19 protein-coding genes and 2 riboswitches are annotated in these 21,346 nt (G+C 58.0%); of the genes, 8 read left to right on the top strand and 11 right to left on the bottom strand.

Annotated features, from left to right (window positions below; genetic code table 11):
- Positions 1-359: 359 nt before the first annotated feature.
- From J7399_RS17810 to J7399_RS17775, 8 genes are all read right to left on the bottom strand, one after another.
- Entirely contained in the window at positions 360-1,439 is a 1,080-nt protein-coding gene (locus tag J7399_RS17810) for a hybrid-cluster NAD(P)-dependent oxidoreductase (RefSeq protein WP_209088305.1), read from the bottom strand.
- A gap of 4 nt (positions 1,440-1,443) precedes the next feature.
- Positions 1,444-2,670, bottom strand: coding sequence for an aromatic ring-hydroxylating dioxygenase subunit alpha (locus tag J7399_RS17805; RefSeq protein WP_209088302.1), 1,227 nt, complete (start codon positions 2,668-2,670; stop codon positions 1,444-1,446).
- Between the two features lie 107 nt (positions 2,671-2,777).
- A riboswitch (cobalamin riboswitch) is annotated at positions 2,778-2,982 on the bottom strand.
- Between the two features lie 176 nt (positions 2,983-3,158).
- Positions 3,159-4,061 carry a hypothetical protein gene (locus J7399_RS17800; RefSeq protein ID WP_209088299.1) on the bottom strand — a complete coding sequence of 301 codons (903 nt, stop codon included), beginning with the start codon at positions 4,059-4,061 and terminating at the stop codon, positions 3,159-3,161.
- Complete coding sequence (locus J7399_RS17795; RefSeq protein ID WP_209088296.1) at positions 4,052-4,741, bottom strand: DUF1007 family protein; 690 nt, start codon at positions 4,739-4,741, stop codon at positions 4,052-4,054. The genes J7399_RS17800 and J7399_RS17795 overlap by 10 nt, the downstream gene beginning before the upstream one ends.
- Positions 4,742-4,855: 114 nt before the next feature.
- Positions 4,856-5,491 (bottom strand): DUF1826 domain-containing protein, encoded by a 636-nt coding sequence (locus J7399_RS17790; RefSeq protein ID WP_209088291.1) that lies wholly within the window; start codon positions 5,489-5,491, stop codon positions 4,856-4,858.
- Positions 5,488-6,702, bottom strand: coding sequence for a GTP-binding protein (locus tag J7399_RS17785; RefSeq protein ID WP_209088287.1), 1,215 nt, complete (start codon positions 6,700-6,702; stop codon positions 5,488-5,490). The genes J7399_RS17790 and J7399_RS17785 overlap by 4 nt, the downstream gene beginning before the upstream one ends.
- Positions 6,703-7,164: 462 nt before the next feature.
- Entirely contained in the window at positions 7,165-9,096 is a 1,932-nt protein-coding gene (locus tag J7399_RS17780) for a methyl-accepting chemotaxis protein (RefSeq protein ID WP_209088284.1), read from the bottom strand.
- A gap of 22 nt (positions 9,097-9,118) precedes the next feature.
- Positions 9,119-10,045 carry a hypothetical protein gene (locus J7399_RS17775; protein WP_209088281.1) on the bottom strand — a complete coding sequence of 309 codons (927 nt, stop codon included), beginning with the start codon at positions 10,043-10,045 and terminating at the stop codon, positions 9,119-9,121.
- Positions 10,046-10,331: 286 nt separating this feature from the next.
- Positions 10,332-10,532: riboswitch (cobalamin riboswitch) on the top strand.
- A 102-nt stretch (positions 10,533-10,634) separates the two neighbouring features.
- On the opposite strand from J7399_RS17775, the gene J7399_RS17770 reads away from it, so the two are divergent.
- The 4 genes from J7399_RS17770 to J7399_RS17755 are packed head-to-tail and all read left to right on the top strand — an operon-like array spanning position 10,635 to position 13,827.
- On the top strand, positions 10,635-11,042 hold the full coding sequence (locus J7399_RS17770; protein ID WP_209088277.1) for a DUF1636 domain-containing protein: 408 nt from the start codon (positions 10,635-10,637) through the stop codon (positions 11,040-11,042).
- A complete protein-coding gene (locus tag J7399_RS17765; protein WP_209088274.1) occupies positions 11,039-11,818 on the top strand; it encodes an ABC transporter ATP-binding protein in 780 nt (259 codons plus the stop codon). The genes J7399_RS17770 and J7399_RS17765 overlap by 4 nt, the downstream gene beginning before the upstream one ends.
- A 26-nt stretch (positions 11,819-11,844) precedes the next feature.
- The gene (locus tag J7399_RS17760) at positions 11,845-12,798 is read left to right on the top strand and encodes an ABC transporter substrate-binding protein (protein ID WP_209088271.1); all 954 of its coding nucleotides are present in this window, start codon (positions 11,845-11,847) and stop codon (positions 12,796-12,798) included.
- A 39-nt stretch (positions 12,799-12,837) separates the two neighbouring features.
- The gene (locus tag J7399_RS17755; RefSeq protein ID WP_247742963.1) at positions 12,838-13,827 is read left to right on the top strand and encodes an iron ABC transporter permease; all 990 of its coding nucleotides are present in this window, start codon (positions 12,838-12,840) and stop codon (positions 13,825-13,827) included.
- 11 nt (positions 13,828-13,838) lie between these two features.
- On the opposite strand, the gene J7399_RS17750 is transcribed toward J7399_RS17755, so the two are convergent.
- Positions 13,839-14,696: a LysR family transcriptional regulator gene (locus J7399_RS17750; protein WP_209088265.1), complete on the bottom strand. Its 858-nt coding sequence runs from the start codon at positions 14,694-14,696 to the stop codon at positions 13,839-13,841.
- 105 nt (positions 14,697-14,801) lie between these two features.
- Between J7399_RS17750 and J7399_RS17745 the strand changes: the two genes are divergently transcribed.
- Both J7399_RS17745 and J7399_RS17740 read left to right on the top strand, forming a co-directional pair.
- Positions 14,802-15,941: a TauD/TfdA family dioxygenase gene (locus tag J7399_RS17745; protein WP_209088260.1), complete on the top strand. Its 1,140-nt coding sequence runs from the start codon at positions 14,802-14,804 to the stop codon at positions 15,939-15,941.
- Positions 15,938-16,534 (top strand): HD domain-containing protein, encoded by a 597-nt coding sequence (locus J7399_RS17740; protein WP_209088257.1) that lies wholly within the window; start codon positions 15,938-15,940, stop codon positions 16,532-16,534. The genes J7399_RS17745 and J7399_RS17740 overlap by 4 nt, the downstream gene beginning before the upstream one ends.
- Here the strand turns inward: J7399_RS17740 and J7399_RS17735 are convergent.
- Both J7399_RS17735 and J7399_RS17730 read right to left on the bottom strand, forming a co-directional pair.
- Complete coding sequence (locus J7399_RS17735) at positions 16,531-17,436, bottom strand: CobW family GTP-binding protein (protein WP_209088254.1); 906 nt, start codon at positions 17,434-17,436, stop codon at positions 16,531-16,533. The two genes, J7399_RS17740 and J7399_RS17735, sit on opposite strands and share 4 nt — an antisense overlap.
- A complete protein-coding gene (locus J7399_RS17730; RefSeq protein WP_209088251.1) occupies positions 17,433-19,061 on the bottom strand; it encodes an amidohydrolase in 1,629 nt (542 codons plus the stop codon). Before J7399_RS17730 ends, J7399_RS17735 begins: the two co-directional genes overlap by 4 nt.
- Positions 19,062-19,160: 99 nt before the next feature.
- Here J7399_RS17730 and J7399_RS17725 point away from each other — a divergent pair, with 99 nt between their 5' ends.
- Together J7399_RS17725 and J7399_RS17720 are read left to right on the top strand one after the other, a co-directional pair.
- A complete protein-coding gene (locus J7399_RS17725; protein ID WP_209088247.1) occupies positions 19,161-20,102 on the top strand; it encodes a LysR substrate-binding domain-containing protein in 942 nt (313 codons plus the stop codon).
- A 239-nt stretch (positions 20,103-20,341) separates the two neighbouring features.
- Entirely contained in the window at positions 20,342-21,340 is a 999-nt protein-coding gene (locus tag J7399_RS17720) for a TRAP transporter substrate-binding protein (protein WP_209088244.1), read from the top strand.
- Positions 21,341-21,346 lie beyond the last annotated feature (6 nt).

The raw sequence follows: 21,346 nt of genomic DNA, 5'->3' as shown, positions 1-21,346 counted from the left end.
TGCTAGAACTTCGTCCTTTAAACCAGAAACGCATGGCCTCTACCAACGCGCAGGCGGCGAAGCCGACCAGCCCCCGACCCTCCCCATGGGAGGGGGCTTCACCCCCACCCAGGGTCGCGGGCTGGCCTATCTGACCTGATACAGTCGTTGCCGATTTGTTGGGCGATGATCTAACTCCCGTTGTGGAGCCAGTCTATGCTGCATCGATGACCGGGGATTGAGTGAATAGCGTTCAGCTGGGAGTCCAAAATCTTATCGGGATGCAAACTACAAATTTGCACAGGTCTCCCTTCGCCTTCCACACAAAAAAAAGCCCGGCATGTCTGCCGGGCCTTTCTTTGAGCCCGAGAGCGGGGGGCTCAGACCTCTACTGCCACTTTGCCAATTGGGTTGGAGCAGCAGGCGAGGATGTAACCGGCTTCGATGTCGTCGTCGGAAATGCCGCCGTTGTGGACCATATGCACCTCGCCTTCGGTCTTTTTGACCTTGCAGGTGCCGCAGACGCCGAAGGTACAGCCTGAGGGGATGTTGAGCCCAACCGAGCGCGCGGCGGCGAGCACGGTTTCGGTTTCGGCGACTTTCGCGGTGACGTCCGAGGTGGCGAAGTGGATTTCCGCCTTGCTGTCCTCATCAGGCACCACATCATCCAGCGCGGGCTGTTCGGCTTCGGTTTCCACCGGCGCACCGAAGCTCTCCTGATGGTAGTTGTCCATGTCAAAGCCCAGACCGGCCAGCGCTTCGCGCACCGCGGTCATGAAGGGCTCCGGCCCGCAGCAGTAGACCTCGCGGTCAAGATAATCCGGCGCCATCAGGCCCAGCATCAGCTGGTTGAACTGCCCCTGATAGCCCGTCCATGGGCGGTAGAGATCGGGCTCTTCGACCACAAATTTGAGATCCAGTCCGGGGGTGCGGCTGGCCATCTGTTCGAGGCGCTGGCGGAAGATGATTTCCGAGGGGCGCTTGGCGCAGTTGATGAAGACGGCGTCCAGTTCCTGACCTTCGTCCCACATGCAGGTGGTCATCGACATCATGGGGGTGACGCCGGAACCTGCCGAGATGAAGAGGAATTTTTTCGCCGTGCTGCCCGCGTTGGTGAAGAGGCCTGCTGGCCCCAGGGCTCTCAGGCGCATGCCGGGGCGCAGATTGTCGAGCATCCAGCGGGTGCCGATGCTGTCAGGCTGCGCTTTTGCGGTGATGGTGATCGAGCGCGGGCGTGAGGGCGAGGAGGAGATCGTGTAGGTGCGGTGCACCACGCCTCCCGGCTGACCCGGTGCGGGGATTTCCAAGGTTAGGAACTGCCCCGGATCATAGGCAAAGAGGGCGCCGGATGGGGCGCGGAAGGTGAAGCTCGCCGTGTTTGGCATTTCCGGCACGATGGAGACGCATTCCAGCATCTCATTGTCCTGCCAAACGGTTGCGGTGGTCTGAAGATCTTTCATCACATCACTCCGCGGCAAGGGTGTTCGGGGTCATATGGCTGGCCAGTTTGGCGCAATACCATTCAACAAACTGCAGCACGCCGGATTCCTGTGTCGGGGAATAGGGGCCGGGCACATAGGCGGGGCTGTTGATGCCTTGCTGGTTGTCCTCGACCACGCGGCGGTCCTCATCGTTGGTGGCCATCCAGACTTCGGTCAGGCGCTTGAGATCATAATCCCGGCCTTCCACGGCGTCTTTGTGTACCAGCCATTTGGTGGTGACTTCGGTCTCGGTCGGACTGATCGGGGTGACGCGGAAGACGATGGAATGGTCCGCGAGGAAGTGGTTCCAGGTTGTCGGATAGTGGAACTGAAGCAATGCACCAGCATCAGCGAATGGCACGCGACCCAGCCACGGACGTACGGCGGTTTTGCCATCCATCGTGTAGCTTTCCGCGCCTTCCTTGAGCGGCATGCGCGCCACGCGGTATTGGCCCTCTTCGCTGAGGTGGAAGTTGGAAGGTAGGCCTGCGGCTTCGCAGCGGTCAAAATGCGCCTGCAGGTGATCCGGTGTTTCGCCGCCCTCACCAATGCCGGTCACGCTGGGGTCATCGGGGTAGGTGCGGCACAGGGCCGGGTGGTTGCCGCCGCAGTGGTAACATTCACGGTTGTTTTCCCAGACCAGCTTCCAGTTGCCGTTTTCGACAATAGAGCTTTCGAATGCAACTTTGGCATTGCCCAGATCATGGGCCTCCAGATAGGGGCGCACGGTCTCTGCGAATGGTGCGAAATCAGGGGCTTCGTCTGCCAGACAAATGTAGACGAGACCGGCGAGCTCCTGACAATGCACGGTTTTCAGGCCGTGTTGCTTCGGGTCGAAATCCGGCCCCATGTCGCGCGCCCAGAGGAGTGAGCCGTCCAGCTCATAGGTCCACTGGTGGTAGGGGCAGACCAGCTTGGGCGCATGGCCCTTGGCGGCTTTGCAGATCACCGAGCCGCGATGGCGGCAGGTGTTGTGAAAGGCGCGGATCTGATTGTCGGCACCGCGCACAATGATGACGCGGTAAGCGCCAACATTGTAGGTGACGTAGCTGCCTGCTTTCTCCAATTCGCAAGACGGAATGGCAAACAGCCACTCGCGATAGTGGATGGCATCAAGGTCGGTCTGAAAGATCTCGGGATCTGTATAGAAGGCTTGTTCTAGAGCATGGCCCGGGTTTCGACGCGCCAATAGGGTGTGAATGTTATTCAAATCTGGCTCTCCTGCCGCACCCCGCGGCCTTGCTTGGGGCAGATGGCACAGAGGCTTGCGCAGGCGGGATGAGGATCGCGCCCTGACAGAAGCCTCCACCGCCACCCGCGGTTTGACGTTTGCAAGGCTGGTTTCCGGACTTCGAAGCGGCTTTCACCTGGTTTTGGCACCTTCCCGGGATCCTCCTCCCAGTGGTCGTTTGCCTAACCTCACCTTCGTTACCGTTGCGGGGGCAGTGCCGGTATTTCACCGGCTTCCCAATTCTCCATTGCCGGACAACCCGGCAACAGCACCTCACGCCCGCAAGATATTTTGAAGTCGGATTGCCTCTAAAATTTTTGCGACCTTTCCGGTTGCAAAACAGACATTGGTCCGATCAGGGGTAAATTTTCGAAAGAGCCGTGGGATTTTCTGAAAAAATGATGCGCAGGATGGGCGGGTTTCGGCCAAAAAATGCGCATCTGGGCCTTTGTGGGGCGTAGGGGTTTTTAGAATGTGAAGCCGAGAAGGCCGAGGCTGAAGATCAGGATCATCAGGCCTGTCAACATCTGCAGCGCAGGCAGCATGGTGGCCACGCCGTGCAGGGAGCCCGATGACATCACAGCCAAGCGCCGGGCGGCAGTGCTTGAGACCGCCACGAGGCTTGTCAGGGCGGCAGTGCCCAACCCCATAACCACAACGGCCAAGGCACCGGCGGTTTTGATGTCCATTTGCCATGCGATGACCAGCAGGAAAACGGCGCCGGTGCAGGGCCGGATGGCAATGCTGAGGATCAGCGCGATGGCATCTCTGAAAGATGTAAGTCGGGCGGCTTCCTCAGCCGTCGGCCCATGCGCGTGACCGCAGCCGCAGTCATCATGGGCGTGGTCATGAGAATGATCATGGTGGTGGCTGTGCTTGGCCGTGCTTTTGGGAAGGGCGCGCGCACCCCGCCAGATGATCGCGAGCCCCACACAGGAAATGGCGAGATAGCTGGCCGGGGCCAGAATGTCCTCGGTCCACCCTGTCATCTGTTGCGCGCTGGCCTGCACAATGGAGAAGCCGCCATAGACCAAGATGATCGCCCAAAGCGCCTGTGCGAGGCTTGAGGTCACGGCGAGTGACAGCAGGCGCGTGGCGGAGACTTCTGTACCGAGCCCCACACCGCCAACGAGATATTTGCCATGCCCCGGCCCCAGCGCATGCACAAAGCCGTAGGCGGCGGTCGCGCTGAGAAGCGCAAAGTAAGCGCCCGGCTCGCCCATTTTCAAAGCGCGGACTGTTCCGGCCATCTGGTTTTGAAACCCACGCTGCGCCTCAACCGCCCAAGCGGTGACCGAGGAGAAATCCACCATCCAGAAAACCGCCAGCGCCAGAGCTGCGATCACACAGAAAGACAGTATCAAGCGCATATGAGGATGATCCTATCGGCAAATTCCTTGCCTACATTGGGGATGCTCGGGGTCTCTTCCCGGCTGAGCAGCGCCAATGAGGCTTGCAGGCTGTTGTTCTTGAGCGCTGGGTTGAAGGGGATCACCTCTGCGCGGCACCCTTCTGCGGGGCCCAAGAGTTCGGGCGTGTCGGTGATGGAGAATGCAAAGAAATAGGTGGACTCATAAAAGGCGACCTCTGCTGGGGACGCGCCCAGCGGGAGCGCCGTTTTGAGATCGCGTGTGAAGGTGAGCTGCAAGCGCCCGTCAATCAGCTGCGCATCGAGATCTTTGGGCCAATCGAGCGAAACACGCTCGCCATGCACTGACAAATGGGCGGAGCCGTTGAAATCCAGTGGCCAATTGCTTCTGATGCGGATGAGCTCCTGCCGGTCCGCTTCATCCAAAGAGCCTTCGGCGTTGAGAGACATGCCGTAGGAGGACAGAATGTAGAGCGTCTCAAAGGCGTCGTAGAGCCATGTGACGTTGAGCGCGGTCAGGCGGTTTTCCGCGTCAAACACGAAATCCACACCGCCGTCGACAAAGACATGCGGATGCGCCTTGGCTTGCGGGCTGAGCCCGCAGAGCAGGCCGCAGAGTGCCGTGATCAGAACATTGTGTCGAAGCGCAGTGTAGGCGCGACGCGAAGGAAGATGTCTCAAGACGGTATCGCCTCAGTCCTTGAGGTTGCATGTGATGAGAGGCCTTTGGACCCCTTGTCGTCTAATATCTCTCAGGTTGCGACGTGATCAAAGCCTTCTTAGAGGCAAGCGCGATCAAATTTCCTTTTCCAGATCAAAGACCGGGTCCAGCACCAACACAGAGCGTGTTTCTCCGGTGCCTTCGATGGGAGGCGAACGGTGGAGCAAACCGGATTGTGGGGTTTCCGGCCAGAGCGTGCCGCGCAGGACGATGGGCGCGCCGGTGGGAACTGTGAAGACCCGGTTTGGCTCTTCGCCGTTGGGAGAGATCCCATATTGCGTTCCAGTGCCGCGGTAGGTGCAGACGAGGCGGGCCGTCACCGCATCTATGTGGAAGCGACGGCAAGCGTTGGTGGTGATGATGTCAAAGCGTAGCCGCAGATACGGGGCGTTCAGGATATTGGCAAAGGCCATCGCCATTTCTGAAGCGTCGTCGATCAGAAGCGCGCGTTCCGGGCAGTCGGGCGTTCCTGAGAGGGCACAGACCTGCAACAACGTGTCTTTCACGCGGTCCGGCCGCAGGACCACCCGCGTTTTTGGCAGGTGATCAGAGGGAAGTGATTGCATCCATGTTGTCAGCTCCGGCGCCATTTGCCGCCGCCAGAGCACGGCGGCGCAGCCGGGATGATGAATGGCAGAAAGGGTCGCCAGATTTGGGGCCAAGCCAACACCAATTGCGGCGTCTTTCACCACCTCGCGTGAGACATTCATGCCACGTCCTCGACGCGGCGCCAGCCGGGGAAAGGATCCGGCATGTCCAGTGGGAGCGCCTCTGGCCCCGCTGCCGCGATCACGGGCAGCAAGCAGCCATCCAGCTTGGCCTTAAGCGCGGGCCAGTCGATGTTTGCGCCGATGAACACCAGCTCTTGACGGCGATCACCCCATGGCTCCACCCAATGCTGTTTTAAATACGCTTGTGCGGAGGCATGTTCGGGCCAGCGCTCTTTGGGCACGGTGGCCCACCAGGTGCCCATGGGTTTTACGCTGGACAGTGCGCCAGCCAGCGAGAATTCCGCAACCCATTCCGGGCGGGTGGCAATCCAGAAGTGGCCTTTGGCGCGGATCACACCCGGCATTTCGCCATTCAGGACCGCGAGAATTTTCTCTGGAATGAAAGGCTGGCGGGCGCGATAAACATAGCTTGTGACGCCGTATTCTTCGGTTTCGGGCACGTGATCGGCAAAGCCGTAAAGCTCTTTGGCCCACATGGGGTGTTCATGTGCTTTGTCAAAATCAAACAGACCGGTATCGAGAATTTTCTCTGCGGCCACGTCGGAGTGGTTGGTCTCAATGATTTCGGCATCCGCATTGAGGCTACGGATGATTTTGCGGGCGGCATCGACCTGTTCAGGCGTCGCATCAGCCACCTTGTTCAGGATCACCACATCAGCAAATTCCATCTGATCGGTCAGCAGGTGCACCAATGTACGTTCATCTTCCTCGCCCATGACCTCGCCGCGATCGCGCAGAAAGTCGTGGCTGGAGAAGTCTTTAAGCAGGTTGACCGCGTCCACAACGGTGACCATCGTGTCCAGCCGGGCAACATCAGACAGGCTTTCGCCGTATTCATCGCGGAAATCAAAGGTTGCGGCGACCGGGAGCGGTTCGGCAATGCCGGTGGATTCGATCAGCAGATAGTCAAAGCGGCCTTCGGAGGCGAGGCGGCGCACCTCGTCAAGCAGATCATCACGCAGGGTACAGCAAATGCAGCCGTTGGACATTTCAACCAGCGTTTCCTCGGTGCGGCTGAGTTCGGTGTCCGCGCGCACGAGATCGGCGTCGATGTTCACTTCGGACATGTCATTGACGATGACAGCCACGCGACGCCCCTCGCGATTGTTCAGAACGCGGTTGAGCAGGGTTGTCTTGCCGGCGCCCAGAAATCCGGAGAGGACGGTGACGGGAAGGCGTGTGTCGCGCATGAAGGGACCTCATCTGTGTTGGTGCCAGAGCTGGCGGGTGGTGACGGTTGGTCGGTCAAAAGGGGGAGGGCAATTTCAGGAAGGCACCTGAGGCGAGGCGGTTTGGACATACCGGCGCCAGCGCAGGCATTTAGGGGGTCTGTATGCGCTCCGAATTTGCTGACTCTCCAGATCGCGAATATGTAACGTTATACTATAACATTGTGCAAGGAGCTTTTTTGACCTGGCGCGATTTTCGCGGTGACTGCACCAGCACGCCCCGCATCAAACAAACGATGGGGCTAAGAGTTTGGTTTTTCAATTGAATTGACAGCGGGAGAGGTTCTTGCACCTCACCGTCTCGATGTCTTTGACACCAAGTTTAAGCGGGGGATCGCCGCTTTGCATAAGTCGCATTCAGGCGACTGCAAGGTAGGTGGCCCCTTCGGGAGGGGCCGCCCGATGAATTTGCGCAGGTGTGCCTTAGGCTGCGTTTGCCACAGACTGTTCTGAAGCGTTTGAGAGTGCGTCAGTTTGGAAGAAGCGCACCAATTGTTCCAAGTTGCTCACATCTGAGGCGACCATTTGAATGGCGGCGGTAGCCTCCTCGACCATGGCGGCGTTCTTTTGGGTCATGTTGTCCAGCTGGGACATGCCGACGTTGATTTCATCAAGGCCGACAGATTGCTCTGACGCGCCTTCTGCGATGCCTGAAATCAGTTGCGTGATTTCGTTGATGCGGGTCGAGATGCCGTTAATTGCTTCGCCTGCCTGGCTGACAAGGTCGACGCCATTTTCGATCTGATGCGCGCTGTCTTTGATGCGGGCATTGATCTGCAAAGCGGCGTTGGCAGATTTGAGCGCCAAGGCACGCACTTCGGATGCCACAACCGCAAAGCCTCTGCCAGCCTCACCGGCACGGGCTGCTTCTACGCCCGCGTTCAGAGCCAAGAGGTTGGTCTGGAACGCAATGTCGTCAATCACACCGATGATTTGAGAGATCTCATCGGAGGTGTGCTGCAGGTTGGTCATGGCCTCAACGGCATCATGGACCACTTTGCTGCTTTCTTCAGCCTGTTGTTGCGCGCCGAGTGTGTTTTCTTCCACGCTGCGGGCATTGTCGGCGGTTGTGCGGACGGTTTCTGTCATCGTGGCGAGTGCGGCGGCGGTTTCTTCCAAGGTCACAGCCTGGCTTTCGGTTCGATGGGCGAGACCTGTGGAGGCCTGATTGATTTCAGACGCGCCGTTGGAAATGGAAATCGTGGAGTCGACAACTTGACGCACGGTTTCTGAAAGCCGCTCTATGGCGTTGTTAAAGTCATGCCTAAGCTGCTGATAGCCTTCGGGAAGCTCGTGCGCGATGCGCGCAGAGAGGTCGCCTTGTGACAGTTGGGACAGTCCGGACCCGATGGCATCCACTGCCGACTTTTGTTCGGCAAAGCGCTGCTCTGCCTCTTCTTGTTGAAGTTGCTGCTGCTGCTCAATGCGTTTGCCAAAGGCGGAAACCGCATTCAGAATGTCGCCAATTTCATCGTTGCGGGTGGCTGTATCCGCGCTCTGTTCGGCGCTCTCTTGCTGTCCGGCCTGCTCAATGCGTGCAGGGACGGCGCGAATGGGGCGAATGATGCCGAAATGAACCGATACGAGGGCGGCTGTGGCGGCGACAAAGGCGGTTATGGCCAGAGCGATGTAGGACAGGGTTTCCCGCTGCTTTTGATCCACTTTGGCCGCTGCGATTTGCGCCTCGGTCACTTCGGATTGCACCAGCATCAAACGATCAGACAGGGCTGAGAACTGGATACTGGCCTCATCGAGGCTGCGGCGCAGTGCTTTGGTTTTCAGAAGCTCCTCGAACCGAAAGTTATTGCGGGCGGCCTGAAAATCTCCGGCGCTGGCCAGTCGGAGGGTGCGGCTGTTTGAAACTGTATAGAGCGATGCGAGACGATCAATTTGCCCTGCGGCTCTGGTCAGATAGAGGATGTGCTTTTCCAACTGATCGGTTGGCAAACCCGTGCGTTCGATGGCGGAGGCAAACCCGATGATGCCTTTCAGATAGGCGCGAATGGATTTTTGCAAATCCGCGCGTTTTGCGGCCTCGTCTTCAGGGGCAAAGCGATCAGCCGCCAGGTTGGCGCGGCGGGTGTTTTCCATCTGAACCATGGCGCGGTTGATGTTCAGCAGAGCGTTGGTGACGTTGTTGCTGTTCTGTGTGAGCAAGCGATTGCTGTCTACGATGAGGGATTTTTGTGACAGGAGGCCTGAGGATTGCACATGGGCGTTCCAGATTGAAATCACCACAATGGCGGACAAGAGGATCATCGGCCCGATGACCCATGCCAAAATCCGAGTGGCCAGCCGCATCTGGAACTTTCCGGTGAAGGGGCGTTTTCCGGAGGTTACATTCGAAATTTTCATATTTCTGGTCTCCTCGGAACGCTTAGATGGATGGCTTGGTGAGCGCGGCCAAGATCAGCTGTGCATGTTTGATTTCGCGGTAGACATCAGACGGGGTTTTGCCGCCTTCGTAGGGGGCGAAGACCACATGCGGGGCTGCGTTTGTAGCATTCATCAGCGCCATGGTGTCTGCATAGGCGCGCGAAAGCACCACAATCACATCATCGGGCGAGATCGGACCGGATTTGGCTGCAGGCACGGTGATTTTGCCGGGTACGGCAAACGCCGGATCGTTTTCGGAGAGAGACTGCAGATCTTGAAGAAGTGACAAACCCGCATGGTAGGCTTCTGATGGGGTGCGTCCGGATTCGGCTGCGAGATCGGATTCGTTGATGGAGAGCCCTTGTTTTGCCAGAACGGCGCTCAGGGACTGGCGGATGCTCACGGCCACGCGAAAAACGTCGTTTGGCACAGTGGCGGGCACGCCAAGCGCTTTGAGCTCACCAGACACTCTGAGCAGGCTGCCGTAGACATCTTTGGGTTTCTTGCCGCTTTGGAGATCGACGGAGATGGTGCTCTCCTCAAGTCCGTAAGTCGGGCGGAGATCCTGTGCCTCAATCAGCAGCTGGTCGACGAACTCTTTGACCTCTGCCGGAGTCACTTTGTGGACTTTGACCTGATTGAGACCGTGGGTTTCTAGCCCATTCATAAAGCGGAGCAGCTGAACTTTGCGCCACTGGTCGCGCGCCAAAAACAGCACGTGTCTTGGCATCGCGTCATCATCTGGTGTCGCCGCGGTCGCGCTCTTGGTGAAGTTTTCCTGATTCAGGACCTGAAGTTCTTGTACCAGTGCTTCGGTCACTTGGTAGACATGATCAGGTTTGACCCCCGACGCTGTTGATGGCTGTGCAAGGGCAATCAAGCCGGAAAATGCTATGCTGAATGAGAGAGTGATCTTGGTGATGCTCATTTTGAGGCTCCATCGGTCAGTGTCGCGCGTTTGGTGTCCTAACGTCATCTGGAGAAGAAAGCGTTAAACTGGCTGCCGGGGCTGCAAATTGAATTTGTAGTTGGGAGGTGGAGACTAAAGTGCAGCAAAATAACGATAAAACCGAAGGTTGTGTGAAAGGGACAAGGGCATTCCGTCCAGATTTACGGCGGTGAGCCGTTGTCTCGTGGTGCGAACGTCACGTCACCAAGTCGCTTCGGACCACGCCTCACTGTGCCAGATGGAGTTGACTCGAAGACGCGCATCGTGGATTGCTGCACGAGATGGTATCTGGTGCAGCAGCGCCGGATAAAAGGGAATACGGTGCGGCGATATATGCGCCAAGTCCGTGACTGCCCCCGCAACTGTAGGCGGTGAGCAACCCCAAATGCCACTGGGCCAGAGCCCGGGAAGGTGGGGAAGCCAAGCACCGCGAGTCAGGAGACCTGCCATCATCAAACGTAACTCAACCCGGGCGGGGTGACCCGGAAGGAGGCCAAGATGGCTCTTTTGGCTTATGCCGCAGACATGACTGGTTCCCTGTTCGCCCCGCGCTTTCGCGGAGGGCGAAATGAACCGAACACCCACTCATCGCATCACAGTCTGTACGTCCTGTCGCCACAAGGGCGAAACCTGCAAGCCGGGCTATGAGCTGATTGCGAAGCTCCGGACGGCCATTGCCGCAGCCGGGGACAGTATCGCCGAGGACTTTGAAATCACAGGCACGGCCCGTGTGGCCGCTTGTGACCGCCCCTGCACGGTGGCCTATCACGCAACGCGCAGTGCGTCCTATCTGTTTGGCGATATCACACCTGATGAGGACATTGACGCGCTGATGGATTTTGCCCGGCAACATGATGCGTTGGATGACGGTTGGGGCGGCCCGGTGGAGGTGCCGGATATGCTGTGCGCGTCCAATCTCTCGCGTGTTCCGGCGACCATTATGGCGATCGAGGATTGCATGGAGCGTGTGTCATGACCGCGGCGGCGCTGGAAGTGCGCAATGTGAGCTGGGCACCGCGCAAGCGCGACCCATTGCTGCTGGAAGACACAAGCTTCACCCTCAAGGAGGGCGAGGTGATGGGGCTTGTTGGCCCAAACGGTGCTGGCAAAACGACGCTGTTGCGCATGATTTATGGCTACAATCGCCCCTTGTCTGGCGACATCCTGCTTGGTGGTGACTCACTGCGCCAAATGGCACCGCGTGCCGTGGCTCGCAAAGTAGCAGCTGTTCTGCAGGAACAACCGTCAGATTTTGCGCTGACGGTCCGGGAAGTGGTGGCGCTTGGGCGTGTGCCGCATCGACTTGGCCTGTCCACGCCGGGCAAGCGCGATGCGGATGTGATTGACGGGGCGCTGGCGCGTCTTCAGCTGCAGCATCTGACCGACCGGAGCCTTTCCACGCTTTCGGGGGGCGAACGCCAGCGGGTGATGGTTGCGCGCGCGCTTGCGCAAGAGCCGCAGTTGCTCGTGCTGGATGAACCGACCAATCACTTGGACATCCGCCATCAGCTTGAGGTGCTGCAGCTGATCCGGGATCTGGATCTGACCATCGTCACCTCGCTGCATGATCTCAATCTGGCGGCGGATGTTTGTGACCGCATTCTTGTCTTGAAAGACGGTCGCCCGCAGGGGTTTGGCGCTCCGGTGGATGTGCTGAACGACGCGCTTGTCTCCGACACGTTTCAGGTTCAGGCGCAACGCGAACAGCTCAGCTTGAGTCTGAAGCCCCACCTCACTTTCCGACTTCAATAAAAATAGAGCTCAACAAAGGACCCATTATGAAAAAGAGCACTCTCACCCTCGGGCTGATCCTTGCAGCCCAAACCGCTGCGGCGGAAACCACCGTGCAAAGCTGTAACCGCACCGTCACTTTTGACGCGCCGCCAAAGGCTGCGATCTCCAACGATGTGAACCTGACCGAAATGATGCTGGTGCTTGGCCTTGCAGATCGCATGGTCGGCTACACCGGTATTTCCGGCTGGAAGACGCTGGATGAAGAGATGCGCGCGGGCGTGGAGGAGCTTCCAGAGCTTTCCGCAAAATATCCGTCAAAAGAAGTGCTGGTTGGCGCGGATGCTGATTTCTTCTTTGCGGGTTGGAACTATGGCATGAAGGTCGGCGGCGATGTGACCCCCGAAACCCTCGCGCCGTTTGGCATTGACGTCTACGAGCTGACCGAGAGCTGCATCCATATCGGCGAGAAAGCCAAGGTCAGCATGGACGACATGTATAACGACCTGCTCAACCTCGGCAAAATCTTTGACGTTGAAGCGAAGGCCGAAGCGCTTGTGGATGGTTATAAGGCGGAGCTGGCGGCGTTTACCGACGGCCTGGAAACCGCAGACGAGCCGCTGCGCGTCTTTGTGTATGACAGCGGCGAAGACACACCGTTCACCGCAGGGCTTTACGCCATGCCAACCGCGATGATTGAGGCCGCCGGCGGCACCAACATCATGGATGATTTTGAGAAAAGCTGGGGCACGGTCACCTGGGAAGCAGTTGTCGAGCGCAACCCTGAAGTGGTTGTGATTGTGAACTACGGTAAGGTCACCGCAGAAGAAAAGCGCGCGTTCATGATGAACAACCCGGCCTTTGCCGAACTGGACGCGGTGAAGAACGACCGTTTTGTTGTACTGGAATATGTCGAGGCGACCCCTGGTCCGCGCAACATCAAAGCCGTGAAGAAGCTGGCCGAAGGCTTCTGGGGCTCTGAAGGCGTGGCAAGCCACTAAATGAACAAGGAGCACTTCCGACAAAACGTCTCTTTCTGGATGGCTCTTTTTGGCAGCTTTGCCGCGTTGGGAGTGTCCTTGTCTTTTGCAATTTCGATGGGCGCTATTGCGGTGCCCATCGACACGGTTTGGGGTGTGTTCCTGGATAAGCTGGGTGTCTGGTCCGGCGATCCGACCTGGTCAAAGGGGCGCGCCGCCATCGTTTGGGAAATCCGTTTTCCGCGCGCGCTTTTGGCGGTCATGGTTGGGGCCGGGTTGGCTGTGGTGGGGGCCACGTTGCAGGCGGTGACCCGCAATCCGCTGGCCGATCCGCATCTGCTGGGCATTTCGTCCGGCGGGGCGTTTGGGGCCATTTTGGCTTTGCTGCACACAGGCCTGTTCCTTGGCCTTCTGACCGTGCCGCTTATGGCCTTCCTGGGGGCTGTGGTCGCGACGCTCTGCGTTTTGGTGGTGTCAAAATGGGCAGGTGCGATGAGTGCAGACCGGCTGGTTTTGACCGGTGTCGCCATTTCCTTTGTTGTGATGGCCTGCGCCAACATATTGATTTTTCTAGGTGATCCCAAGGCGACCCATACGGTTGTCTTCTGGATGCTTGGAGGTTTGGGGCTGGCGCAGTGGTCGCATCTGATCTATCCGCTGGCCATTTTGGTGCCCTGTAGCCTGTGGCTCTGGCTGCAGGCACCGCAGCTTAATGCGATGACCATTGGTGATGAGACCGCAAGCTCACTTGGCATTCCGGTGGCCCGATTTCGGCTGACGGTCTTTGTGGTGGGGGCGCTGATCACCGGCGTGATGGTCGCCTTTTCCGGTATGATCGGATTTGTGGGTCTGATGGTGCCCCACATCGTGCGGCTGATTGTTGGCGGCAATTACATCCGGTTGGTGCCGCTGTCGGCGATCTTTGGCGGGATTTTCCTGCTCTGGGCCGACATTGTCGCCCGTACTGTGATGGCGCCTGAAGATATTCCGGTTGGGATCGTGACGGGGTTGATTGGCGGGATCGCGTTTGTGCTGTTGCTGAAACGATGATTGGGAGCTGGCTAAACTGCCGACACGATGGCTTCTGACAGCGCTTTCCATTGTTTGCGCCCAATCGCTTCGCGTGATGCCAAAAGCCAGTAGGTCTCACGGTGCTCCATGACATCATTGCCCAGTTGATGAAGCGCGCCTGAGCGCAAGTCTTCTTCGCACAGCGGGAGGGAGCCAAGTGCAATGCCATGGCCCGCTTTGGCAGCGGCGATGGCGCCATGCAGTGTGTCGATCCGGATCTGCGGTATGGGCGTTGAGGGAATGCCAAACCGCGCGGCAAAAACGTCCCAGTCCGGCCGTGGCCCAGTGCAGGCGATGCGGGGCAGGTGGTGCCAGTCCGTCGAGGCAAGGCTTGGTGCGCAGACCGGAGCGAGCGCCTCTCTGAACAGCGGAAGCTTGTAGTGATGAGGCCAATCCCCTGCACCATACCGGATATGAAGGGAGCTGTCGGGCGTTGAGGTTTGCCCTGTTAAAACGAAGGACTGGAGTGAAACCTGCGCGCCTGTTGCCCGGGTCATCTGGGCCAGTCGTGGCGCAAGCCACATGGAAATCACAGATTGGCTTGCCAGAATTGTCAGGCGGGAGCGGCCTCTGGAAAACAACATCTCAGAACTGTCGCTGAGCGTGCGAAAGGCGGATTGCACATGGGGCAGCCAGGTTTCGCCTTCCACGGTCAGCGTGATTGTGCGGCTTTGACGCAAGAAGAGTTGCGTGCCGAGGAGTTTTTCGAGCTGGGAAATACGCTGGCTGATTGCCGGTTGCGTGAGGCCTGTCTCTTCTGCGGCGGCGGTAAAGCTGCCGAGGCGCGCGGCCGCTTCGAAAGCGCGTACCCATTCGAGGGGCGGTAGGGACGGGATTGGCTTATTCATAAGCTATTTCGATGCTCAGTCGGGCTATTTCAAATTTGAGTTTATGCGGTTTTCCAGGAAAATGTAAGGCGACCGTTCGTGCTGTTAGCCAAAAGGACACCGCCGATGCACACGACTTTGAGCCAAGATGGCGCCGTTTTAACCCTTCATTTTGATGATCAATCGCTCCGTTTCCACGCGATCTGGCTGCGAGACAATGCGCAGGACCCGGAAACGCGCGCCCTTGGCAATGGTCAGCGGCTGATCGCGTTGCGCGACATTCCGAAGGAGACGCATATCATCGCCGCTTCGGTTGCGGGGGAGGACGTAAACGTGACCTTTGCGCCGGAAGGTAAGCAGGTTGTCTTTAACGCGGAGTGGCTGGAGGCGCATGCGTATGATCGGCCTCAGAACGCGGTCCGTGGATGGTTGCCGGATGAGGTCTCCCCATGGGACGCTGGGCTTCAGGAAAATGTGCCGACCGGCGCATTCCCGAGGCTTGCGGAGGGGGGCACCCCATTTGCCACTTGGATTGATCAAGTTGCCCGCTTTGGTTTTGGCAAGATCGAAGGCGGCCCGGTGAAAGAAGGGGGGCTGTTTGACGTCGTCGAACTTTTTGGCCATGTGCGCGAGACCAATTATGGCAAGCATTTTGAGGTGCGCACCGAGGTGAACCCGACCAATCTGGCGTTCACTGGCCTCGGGTTGCAGGCGCATACCGACAACCCGTATCGCGATCCCGTGCCGACAATTCAGGTGCTTTATTGTCTGGAAAGCTCTGCCGCCGGAGGCGAGAATATGGTGGTTGATGGGTTCGCCTGCGCGCGCCGCTTGCAGGCAGAGAACCCGGCCTATTTCGATGTGCTTGCCGATCATTGTGCGCGGTTTGAATATGCGGGCGAAGATGGTGTTTGTCTGACCTCGCGCCGCCCTTTGATCGAGCTTGCGCCAGATGGTGAACTTATTGGGGTGCGTTTTAACAATCGCTCGCTTGCGGCTGTCACGGATGTGCCGTTTGAAAAGATGGACCTGTGGTATGCGGCCTATCGCCGGCTGGGGGAGATAATTGACGATCCGGAGATGGAGGTTGTGTTCCGCCTCGACCCCGGGGAAGCCTTTGTAGTGGACAACACCCGTGTTTTGCATGCGCGTAAGGCGTATTCGGGTACTGGAAAGCGTTGGTTACAGGGGTGTTACGCTGACAAAGATGGGCTGCGTTCCACACGCGATACGTTGCGTCGCAAATCTCCGGAGGCGGCGGAATGAACACTCCGGCAGAAGATTTGACAGCTGACACCATCGTCGCCTTTCTGGCGTCGATTTTTGAGCGCCGCGGATCAGAGGAGTATTTGGGCGAGCCTGTGACGATGGGCGAGCACATGCTTCAGGGCGCGACGATTGCAGAGCGGAATGGGCAACCTGATGAGATCGTTGTGGGGGCTTTGCTGCATGACATTGGCCACTTCACGTCCGAGTTCGGGATGTTCACGATGGATGACACAGAAGACCGGCATCATGAGGATGCCGGTGCGGAGGTGCTTGAGCGGTTCTTTCCGAGCGTGGTGACGGATTGTTGCCGCTATCACGTGGCCGCCAAACGCTATCTCTGTGCCACCAAGCCGAGCTATTTTGACCGATTGTCTGAGGCGTCAGTGCATTCGCTAAATTTGCAAGGCGGGCCTATGAATGCCCAAGAAGTGGCTGAGTTTGAAAAGAACCTAAACCTGAAAGAGATCATCGCGGTCAGGTATCTGGACGAAGCTGGAAAGATCGCCGGGATGGAGACGCCTGATTTCTGGCACTTTGCCCCAAAGGTGCAACGTCTGGTGGATGCGCACCTCGCTCAAGATAACGGCTAGCTTTGGAGCGCTGTTTGGTGGGCTGCTTGGTCGCAAGCGCCTTGCGCCCACCATTCATCACATGTCTCAGGCATAAGGCGCGCAGCAAGGCCGATGCCTATGAGTTCTGTTTGTGGCGGTTGCGCGATCTCGTGAACCTCGACAGATGAACCCACCACTTGAACCAAGTAGCCGGTGTCGTTTGGGCCGCGCATGTGCCCTTTGAGACGGTAGAGCGGCTCTGGCCGTGAGTGCAGCAATTCGGTCAGCTCAGTTTGACCAAGGGAGCGATCTCCGGAGTAGGACCATTTCGCATAAGCGGGGTGGGAGGATTGAAGGATCTGGGTTGGATCCTGCCCCGTCATCAGAAGTTGTTCGATGCCAAGTCGATCAACGGGCAGGATCGTTGCATCTGGATTGAGCTCTGACAGGTTTTGGCGCAGGTCCTCTTGTAAGGGTGCTTTGCTGACCGCAATCACCTGCGCACAGGCAATTTGGTCTTTGAACTGCGCTGCGACCAAGGGATCGCCGCTCAAAGTGTCAAATTGAAGACCGTCCACCACGGTGGCGATCCCGGAGTACAACAGCTCCGGTTCAGCCTGCGCCACATTTGCAATGCGGGCCGGGTCGGCGATGCCGCTGGCTTCGATGATGATGTGATCCGGGCGGGGTTTGCGATCCAGAACATCTCCGATCGCAAGGAACAAGTCTGCTCCTATCGTGCAGCATACGCAGCCATTTGACAGCTCCAAAGTGTCTTGGCTGGCGGAGATCAACAGGCTTGCGTCAATGTTGATTGATCCGAAGTCGTTCACAAGAACCATGATCCGCAACCCGTGGTTGGCGCTGAGAATCTGATTGATCAGGGTGGTTTTTCCTGCCCCGAGGTAGCCACCGATCACGGTCAGGGGGAGCGGGGTCATAGTTGATGCACCTCGCCACCCAGAACGGTGCCCAGCACCGGCACGTCTTTTAAGTCCTCTGGTGTAACGCTCAGAGGGTCTTCGCCCAGAAGCACAAAGTCTGCCCGTTTTCCGGTTTCGATGGAGCCGATCTCGGTGTCCATTTTGAGTGTCTGCGCGGCCCCTAAGGTGATGGCGTAAAGTGCCTCCTCCACCGTGATGCGTTGCGCGGGCCCGAGGGTTTGTCCGCTCATCGTGCGGCGGTTGACGGCACACCAGGCGGTGAACAGCGGCCCCATTGGGGTCACCGGTGCGTCGGAGTGAATTGCGGTGATCACGCCCATATCAAGGCATTCGCGCACGGCGTTCATCGACCGCGCGCGATCGGGGCCGATGGTCAGCGCCGCGTGTTGATCGCCAAAATACCAGATGTGATTGGCAAAGATATTGCAGGCCACGCCCAGTTCGGCGGCGCGCTGGAAGAGCGCTGTATCCATCATCTGGCAGTGCTGCAGCACGTGGCGCGCACCCGGCCATGGGTGTTTGCGTGCCGCCGCTTCTAAGGCATCCAAGGTGACTGCGGCGGCCTCGTCGCCGTTCACATGGATATGCATTTGCAAGCCTTGACGCTGCATCTCTTCGCACAGCTGAAAAATCTGGTCCGGTGCGGTGTTCCAGAGCCCGTTGGGATGTCCCTCAATATAGCCCGGCGCGCGCACGCGGGCTGTCCAGCCCTGAATGGATCCATCGGTCATGAGTTTCACGGCGCCCAAGCGCAGTTTGTCGGTGGAGCGCTCACGCATTGCTAAGGCCTGTGCCGCGACCTCCGCCGGTGTGCCACCTATGGCGCCAAGGGCCGGAACCAGACGTACAGGGAAGCTTTTCTTGCCGGTGGCTTCGGCGAGCCTTGTGATGTCATCGTCGCCCAGCGTGGCAAACAGATCGGTCACTGTGGTCACGCCAGCGCGTTTGCACACGTCGGCATAAGACTGCAGCGCTGCATCGGTTTGCGTGAGTGCGCGAAAGTCGATCCCAGTGCGGCGCATGACGGGAAACATCGCCGCCATTTCCTGTAGCTCACCAGTTGGTTGGCCGTCTGATCCTTTGACGACCCCTTCGACATTGGTCTGGGCGTTGTATCCCACCAAGTCCAAGGCCGCGGTGTTGCCGCAGAGCAGGTGGAAATTTGAGAAGATGATGACGACAGGGCGTTGCGTGCTGACCTGATCAAGGTGATGGCGGCTCAGGCGTTCAGACGTCAGAAAGATCGGATCAAACCCCCAGCCCACCAAAGGCTGATCCGGGGGCAGGGTGGCTTCGAATTCTCTCAGGCGGGCGATGACTTCATCAATCTGCGTCATCCCCCGGTGCATCTGACCCTGCGGGTCAATCCGGTCGTGATAGCCGCAATAGGCATAATCCCACATGGCCCCGGCCATCAAATGGGCGTGGCCCTCAACAAATCCGGGCATCAACACGCTGCCGGAGACATCAATATGGCTGTCTGCTCCGCCCCATGGGGCCGCGCAATCCGGCCCGCCCACCGCCAGAATGCGCCCGTCACGAACCGCCACATGGCTGGCGCGTGGCATGTTCCGGTCCATCGTCACCACGGATTTCGCGTGGAAAAGAAGCGTTTTGCCCATGTGTCTCTCTCTGTTGTTTCCAAACAGCTAGCTGAGCTTGGTTGTGTGGGAAAATGGAATTAGTACTAGAGTAACACACAAAAAATATTGGAATGACCTGTGCGATTTACCCTCAAACAACTTCAGTACTTTGACGCGGCGCTGCGCACTGGCTCAATTGCGCGGGCCTCTGTGGAGATGAAGATCTCGCAATCTTCGATCACCGCAGCGATTGACATGATCGAAAGCACCACTCAGGCGGAATTGCTGCGGCGGATGCCTGCCAAAGGCATTGTTCCGACAGACAAAGGCATTGAGATCGGCGCCCGCATTCGGGATTTTCTAGAGCAAGCGCGTATTTTTGAGTCCGATCTGCTGACACTGACCGGCGATCCGGCAGGAACGCTGCGGCTGGGATGCTATGCGCCTACGGCCCCATATGTTTTGCCGCCAATCCTCAAACGGATTTCGCAGGACTTTCCGCATATCCGTGTAGAAATCAAAGAAGGCGACATGCTGAGCATTGCGGAAATGCTGAACAGCGGGGTTGTTGATCTGGCGCTGACCTATCGGCGTGCAGCCCCCAAGGCCCAACCCTTCCTGCCAATGTTCAAGGCCGCACCCATCGCGATGATCCCGGATGTTTCTCCGTTGGTGCAGCAGGATCAGGTGGCCTTGTCCGATCTGGCGGATTTGCCGATGATCCTTTTGGATTTGCCCGGTGCACCCGATTATTTTGATGCGCTTTTCACCGCAGAGGGATTGCGCCCGCGCATTGGTCATACCACCAAAAGCTCTTCGGTGCTGCGCGGGATGGTTGCTGCGGATTTGGGCTATGCGATCCTGAATATCTGCGGACCGCTGGACCGAATGGGGCAGAATGGTTATGTCACGCGCCCGATTTCTGGCGATCAGGACGCGCCTTATTATGGGGTCGCCTATACGGGCGCGGGTAAGCGTTCGGCCTTGGTGCGTACAGTTTTGGAAACCTGTAGAGAAATTTCAGATCAGGGCGGGTTTGACCATCTGCTCAACCCTTCCGGTAGTCAGGCGGCGCAATAAGTCCAAAAAATGTAAGAATACCCCCAGAAAACAATTGTTTTCTGCATCAATGGGAATTGAGTAGCGTTTCCTTGTCCCACTCACAAGGGTGGGGCCTGAGAACCCCGCGATTGGCTGGTTTTGATGCGCCGGAATTTGCAGAGCGCAATTTGCCGGTATTGGGCTTGTAGAAACTCAGGACAGACGGGGCACAAACGGCAAAAAGCAGACGCTAAAAGCGCACCAACCAGGAGGATCTCATGAAATTATGGAACTTGAAGAAGGTGGCAGTGCCAGTGCTGGCATTTGCACTCAGCGCAACGAGCACATTGGCCGCCGATATCACGATGAATGTTGGTTTTGGCGCCCCGGAAGAATCCTTGTACGGCCGGTTCGGCAAGATTTTCCAGCAAAAGGTGGCAGAGCACTCAGATGGCGCAATTGAGGTCAAACTGCGCTGCTGCAATCAGATTTCGAGCGAGGATGAAGCGTTTAAGGCCATGCAGCTTGGCACCGTGGACGGCTTCTTCATTACCGCAAACAATGTGTCGCCGCACTGGTCGCTGATGGATGTGACCGTACTGCCCTACATCTTCCAGAACGCCGAACACCTGGACCGTGTGCTGAATGGCGAGGTGGGCCAGCAGATGAAAGACCAGCTGCAGGCAGACACCAGCGTGCACCTGCTGGCCTTTGGTCCGGCGCTCTACCGCGATTTTTACAATTCGGTGCGTCCGGTGAACACGATGGCGGATATGGAAGGGCTGAAAATCCGGGTGCCCAAGAATGAGGTGATGATCGCCACGTTTGAGGCCTTTGGCGCAAATCCCGTGCCGCTGGCGTGGTCAGAAACGCCGACCGCCCTGCAAACCGGCACTGTGGATGGTGGTGACAACGGCACCTCCTTCATTCGCGACATGAAATTCTTCGAGTTTGAGCCGCATCTCGTCATCCTTGAGCATTTTGTGGCTTTTGCTCCTTTGTTTGCATCCGACAACTTCATGAAGAAGCTGAGTGATGAGCAGCGCGCGCAGATTCTGGCGGCGGCCGAGGAGGCGGGGGCTGAGTATGCCGCTCAAGTGGCAACTGAGACCGAAGAGGTCCGCAAGTGGTTGGTGGAAGAAGGTGGCATGGCGCGCACCGATCCGGACCGCAGCGATTTCATCGCAGCAGCAAAAGGCGTTCAGCAAGAGTTTGCAGAGCAGCGCGGTGAGGAGTTCATCGCACTGGTAAGTGCGATCCAGGCCGCAGCTGAATAATCCTAA

This window comes from Shimia sp. R9_1 (assembly GCF_017743775.1).
In the GTDB taxonomy this organism is placed as follows: Bacteria; Pseudomonadota; Alphaproteobacteria; order Rhodobacterales; family Rhodobacteraceae; genus Shimia.
The sequence above is the reverse complement of the archived record's forward strand: the minus strand, read 5'-3'. Positions and strand labels throughout refer to the sequence as shown.

Excerpts from the sequence above, each read along its gene's own strand:
- J7399_RS17810 (WP_209088305.1), bottom strand. The coding sequence starts at position 1,439 with ATGAAAGATCTTCAGACCACCGCAACCGTTTGGCAGGACAATGAGATG.
- J7399_RS17800 (WP_209088299.1), bottom strand. The coding sequence starts at position 4,061 with ATGCGCTTGATACTGTCTTTCTGTGTGATCGCAGCTCTGGCGCTGGCG.
- J7399_RS17790 (WP_209088291.1), bottom strand. The coding sequence starts at position 5,491 with ATGAATGTCTCACGCGAGGTGGTGAAAGACGCCGCAATTGGTGTTGGC.
- J7399_RS17785 (WP_209088287.1), bottom strand. The coding sequence starts at position 6,702 with ATGCGCGACACACGCCTTCCCGTCACCGTCCTCTCCGGATTTCTGGGC.
- J7399_RS17780 (WP_209088284.1), bottom strand. The coding sequence starts at position 9,096 with ATGAAAATTTCGAATGTAACCTCCGGAAAACGCCCCTTCACCGGAAAG.
- J7399_RS17775 (WP_209088281.1), bottom strand. The coding sequence starts at position 10,045 with ATGAGCATCACCAAGATCACTCTCTCATTCAGCATAGCATTTTCCGGC.
- J7399_RS17770 (WP_209088277.1), top strand. The coding sequence starts at position 10,635 with ATGAACCGAACACCCACTCATCGCATCACAGTCTGTACGTCCTGTCGC.
- J7399_RS17765 (WP_209088274.1), top strand. The coding sequence starts at position 11,039 with ATGACCGCGGCGGCGCTGGAAGTGCGCAATGTGAGCTGGGCACCGCGC.
- J7399_RS17760 (WP_209088271.1), top strand. The coding sequence starts at position 11,845 with ATGAAAAAGAGCACTCTCACCCTCGGGCTGATCCTTGCAGCCCAAACC.
- J7399_RS17755 (WP_247742963.1), top strand. The coding sequence starts at position 12,838 with ATGGCTCTTTTTGGCAGCTTTGCCGCGTTGGGAGTGTCCTTGTCTTTT.
- J7399_RS17750 (WP_209088265.1), bottom strand. The coding sequence starts at position 14,696 with ATGAATAAGCCAATCCCGTCCCTACCGCCCCTCGAATGGGTACGCGCT.
- J7399_RS17745 (WP_209088260.1), top strand. The coding sequence starts at position 14,802 with ATGCACACGACTTTGAGCCAAGATGGCGCCGTTTTAACCCTTCATTTT.
- J7399_RS17740 (WP_209088257.1), top strand. The coding sequence starts at position 15,938 with ATGAACACTCCGGCAGAAGATTTGACAGCTGACACCATCGTCGCCTTT.
- J7399_RS17735 (WP_209088254.1), bottom strand. The coding sequence starts at position 17,436 with ATGACCCCGCTCCCCCTGACCGTGATCGGTGGCTACCTCGGGGCAGGA.
- J7399_RS17730 (WP_209088251.1), bottom strand. The coding sequence starts at position 19,061 with ATGGGCAAAACGCTTCTTTTCCACGCGAAATCCGTGGTGACGATGGAC.
- J7399_RS17720 (WP_209088244.1), top strand. The coding sequence starts at position 20,342 with ATGAAATTATGGAACTTGAAGAAGGTGGCAGTGCCAGTGCTGGCATTT.